General features: G+C 61.5%; 2 protein-coding genes. One reads left to right on the top strand and one right to left on the bottom strand.

Features of this window, described 5'->3' with window-relative positions; all coding sequences use genetic code 11:
• Positions 1-170 precede the first annotated feature (170 nt).
• Positions 171-1,223 (bottom strand): TadE/TadG family type IV pilus assembly protein, encoded by a 1,053-nt coding sequence (locus tag NKJ06_RS34950; RefSeq protein WP_352812474.1) that lies wholly within the window; start codon positions 1,221-1,223, stop codon positions 171-173.
• A gap of 187 nt (positions 1,224-1,410) precedes the next feature.
• On the opposite strand from NKJ06_RS34950, the gene lepA reads away from it, so the two are divergent.
• The gene (lepA, locus tag NKJ06_RS34945; RefSeq protein WP_352812472.1) at positions 1,411-3,216 is read left to right on the top strand and encodes a translation elongation factor 4; all 1,806 of its coding nucleotides are present in this window, start codon (positions 1,411-1,413) and stop codon (positions 3,214-3,216) included.
• Positions 3,217-3,403 lie beyond the last annotated feature (187 nt).

Raw genomic sequence — 3,403 nt, 5'->3', positions numbered from 1 at the left:
GGTCAATCCGAGCCGGCCAAGAGACCGATCCTCCCTCAATCAGATGGCCTTCATATATGAATAGCTTTCCCCGGACAGTCCTGCCTCGTGGGGGAGATGCCCGGCAGGACAGAGGGGGTGCAAAGGATCGCCAGGCCTCACAAGCCCGCAGGGCGTTGAGCCTTCAGCGTCTACTGCGTCAGCCGCGTGTTGTTGGGCCGCTTGTTGAAGTCGCATCTGCCGGTCACGTTGTAGAAAAAGTCGGCGTTGCTGACCGGCGCCGGAACCGCGTTGCCGCCGTCTTCCCAGGCCTGGTAGCCTGTCGAGCCGCAAGGCACGAGGCCGAAGATATCAACGATCTGGCCGGTCGCGATCTCGGTCGGAGCGACGTCCTTGCTTGTCGAGTTATAGAGCCGGTTGGACGTGTTCGGATCGTTCGACATGAGCTTCTTGGGATTACCCGATGGCACGTCCATCTGCAGATAGAGGCCAGCCATCTGGCTGACGTTGATTGATGCACCGGCGGTGTTGCCAGGAGACATCGTGTCGACACAGTAATATTTCGTGCCATACTGGTCGGTATTGAGCGTCACCCCGCTGGGCGCCTTTTTGCCGACCTTGCAGACCTGCGTCTGGACCACCGTGGGGACGCCCAGACTGTCGATGCTGCTGACGGTGGTGGTGCCGTAACCCTTGGGATCCGTGCCGCCGCCGTATTTGTAATCGATCGTCATCAGCGGCTTGCCCTGCGCCGCACCGAATTGCGTGCCGTAGAGCGTCATTGTCTTGTTCCAGTAACCCGACACGCCGGTGACCTTGAAGGTCGCCTCCACCAAAGCCGGCGTCTTGCTCACCGCCGACGAGACACCGATCGCCACGGTAGGAATCCTGGCGATCTGCATGAACACGGTCGGCATGGGAAAACTCGCCGAGGCCTGCGCGGTGGCGGTGCCGTTGGCGCTGACGTCGAAGCTGTTCAGCGTGGCGGTGCCCTGACCACCGTTTTCTTTGTAGGAATCCTGCAGCACCACCTGGCGCTGCGGCTTCGTCGAGGCCGTATCCATCGTGGTGATCGACAAGATCGCGGCATCGAGTGCCGCCTGTTCGTCCGACCTGGTCTGGACCGCCCGGGTGTAGTCGACCGAAAAGCCGATCGCGGTGATCAGCGGAATCATGGCGAGAACGAGAATTGGTGCGAATGAGCCGCTCCGCGACCTGATAAACCTGCCTGCCAGCCCCCGCATGCCTTGATCCTCGCTAGAAATATTGCCTCCCGCTAACATGCCGATCGCGAATTATGCTCTAACGCACATGGTTAAAATTTATCGATTTTCCTAGAAATCCGGCGGGAAAGCCTACAAACGCCCGCGCCTGCCCCGGCAGCGGGCTGCTCGGCTTGCCCCTCAACCCTGCCCCTGCTAAACGCGCGCCATGAGCACGCCCCTCGACCACATCCGCAATTTCTCCATCGTCGCCCATATCGACCATGGCAAATCCACGCTTGCCGACCGGCTGATCCAGCTGACCGGCGGGCTGGAACTGCGCGACATGAAGGAGCAGGTGCTGGACTCGATGGACATCGAGCGCGAGCGCGGCATCACCATCAAGGCGCAGACGGTGCGGCTGAAATACCGCGCCAACAATGGCGAGGACTATATCCTCAATTTGATCGACACGCCCGGCCATGTCGACTTCGCCTATGAAGTGTCGCGGTCGCTGGCCGCCTGCGAGGGCTCGCTGCTGGTCGTCGACGCCTCGCAGGGCGTCGAGGCGCAGACGCTGGCCAATGTCTACCAGGCGATCGACAACAACCACGAGATCGTCGTGGTGCTGAACAAGGTCGACCTGCCGGCCGCCGAGCCCGAGCGCATCCGCGAGCAGGTCGAGGAGGTGATCGGCATCGACGCCTCCAACGCCGTGCTGATCTCGGCCAAGACCGGCCTCGGCATTCCCGATGTCTTGGAAGCTATCGTCCACCAATTGCCGCCGCCGCGCGAGGGTGATGCTTCGGCGCCGCTGAAGGCGATGCTGGTCGACAGCTGGTACGACGCCTATCTCGGCGTCATCGTTCTGGTGCGCATCATCGACGGCGTTTTGAAGAAGGGCCAGACCATCCGCATGATGGGGACCGGCGCCAAGTACCTGGTCGAGCGCACCGGCGTGTTCACGCCGGCCCGCATCAATGTCGACGAGCTCGGCCCCGGCGAGTTCGGCTTTTTCACCGGCTCGATCAAGGAAGTGGCCGACACCCGCGTCGGCGACACCATCACCGAGGACAAGCGCGCCAACGCCAAGGCGCTGCCCGTCTTCAAGCCGGCGCAGCCAGTGTTGTTCTGCGGCCTGTTCCCGGTCGACGCCGCCGATTTCGAGGATCTGCGCGCCGCGGTCGGCAAGTTGCGCCTCAACGACGCCAGCTTCTCTTTTGAAATGGAAACCAGCGCCGCGCTCGGCTTCGGCTATCGCTGCGGCTTCCTTGGCCTGTTGCATCTGGAAATCATCCAGGAGCGGCTGGAGCGCGAGTTCAACCTCGACCTGATCGCCACGGCACCCAGCGTCGTCTACCGGCTGCTGCTCAACGACGGCTCGATGAAGGAATTGCACAACCCGGCCGACATGCCCGATGTGGTGAAGATCTCCGCCATCGAGGAGCCGTGGATCCGCGCCACCATATTGACGCCGGACGACTATCTCGGCGGAATCCTGAAACTCTGCCAGGACCGGCGCGGCATCCAGGCCGACCTGTCCTATGTCGGCAAGCGCGCCATGCTGATCTACGATTTGCCGCTCAACGAAGTCGTCTTCGATTTCTACGACCGGCTGAAGTCGATCTCCAAGGGCTACGCCTCCTTCGACTATCACCTCACCGACTACAAGGAAGGCGACCTGGTGAAGATGTCGATCCTGGTCAATGAGGAGCCGGTGGATGCGCTCTCCATGCTGGTGCACCGCACGGCGGCCGAAAAGCGCGGAAGGCAGATGTGCGAGAAGCTGAAGGAGTTGATCCCGAACCATCTGTTCAAGATCCCGATCCAGGCCGCCATCGGCGGCAAGGTCATCGCCCGCGAAACCATCTCGGCGCTGCGCAAGGACGTCACCGCCAAATGCTACGGCGGCGACGTCTCGCGCAAGCGCAAGCTGCTGGACAAGCAGAAAGAGGGCAAGAAGCGGATGCGGCAGTTCGGCAAGGTGGATATCCCGCAGGAGGCGTTTATTCAGGCGCTTAAGATGGGGGATTGAGAAGAGGCCATCCATCTCCCCAAACCTCGACAGCCACCACAGGGCTGGGGTGGTCTAAGGGTACGAGTACTTGCTTGATAGCGGTAATGTCGTTAGTGGAGTCTAAGAGCCTGACCCGAAACTCGGGATTGGGCGTGGAAGCGGTTGAGTGGCCCCGTCCGTTGTGATTCGCTTGAGTTGTCTAGAC

Source organism: Mesorhizobium sp. M0293, from assembly GCF_040321735.1.
Lineage (GTDB): Bacteria > Pseudomonadota > Alphaproteobacteria > Rhizobiales > Rhizobiaceae > Mesorhizobium.
The sequence above is the reverse complement of the archived record's forward strand: the minus strand, read 5'-3'. Positions and strand labels throughout refer to the sequence as shown.

Bases quoted from the DNA above. Each gene is read 5' to 3' on its own strand.
- lepA (WP_352812472.1), top strand. From the start codon at position 1,411: ATGAGCACGCCCCTCGACCACATCCGCAATTTCTCCATCGTCGCCCAT.
- NKJ06_RS34950 (WP_352812474.1), bottom strand. From the start codon at position 1,223: ATGCGGGGGCTGGCAGGCAGGTTTATCAGGTCGCGGAGCGGCTCATTC.